This is a genomic window from Chryseobacterium phosphatilyticum (assembly GCF_002899825.2).
In the GTDB taxonomy this organism is placed as follows: domain Bacteria; phylum Bacteroidota; class Bacteroidia; order Flavobacteriales; family Weeksellaceae; genus Chryseobacterium; species Chryseobacterium phosphatilyticum.
This window is the reverse complement of record NZ_PPED02000031.1, coordinates 1-628: the sequence shown is the minus strand read 5'-3', so window position 1 is coordinate 628 and position 628 is coordinate 1. Positions and strand designations below refer to the sequence as shown.

Genomic DNA, 628 nt, shown 5'->3' with positions numbered 1-628 from the left:
TTTCGGCGGCGAGCGTGGCCTGGACCGCGTTGCGTTTCGGGCCGAAGGTGGCCGAGCCTGCCCCCTCGAGCACGTTCCCGTCGCTGCGCACGGTGACGCTCGGAAACTGGATCTGACCGGCGGCCGCCTCGAAGCTGCCCTCCACGGCAAAATCCTCGACGAAGGGCGACAGGGCGAGTCCCCCGCCGGTCAGGGCGAGCGTCTTGTGCAGGGATCGGGTCTGGAGGCTGCCGGTGCCCGAGGCCTTGAGGCCGTCGCGCAGGCTGCCATTGCCCTGGGCGCTCAGGGAGCCCGTTGGCCATGTCAGGGCGGCGGTGAAGGGGCTCTCACCCCCGGAAAAGAGCGCGTAGGGCCGCAGATCCGTCAGCGTGATCCGGGCGCTGCCATCGCTCCAGCGCAATCCCCCATTCACCGCGAGGCTGTCGCTCCAGGCCGGCCAGGAGATCGTGAGATCGACGTCGCGGGCCGTCTGCAGCGTCCCGTCCCGCGGGTCGCGGCCCTTGAGCGCGCAGCGGGCGAGAATGATCCGCCGGGGCCGGTCACCGTCCGCGCCGGCGATGCTGTGGGTCAGACGCTCGGCCGCCGCGGACCATCGGGGATCCCCCGCCTCCTGCGGCAGCACCAGCTC

1 protein-coding gene is annotated in these 628 nt (G+C 72.0%); it reads right to left on the bottom strand.

Going from position 1 to position 628, the window contains the following annotated elements:
• Positions 1-628 (bottom strand): AsmA family protein (locus tag C1631_RS25280; RefSeq protein ID WP_228441485.1); only part of this gene is annotated, 628 nt, incomplete at both ends.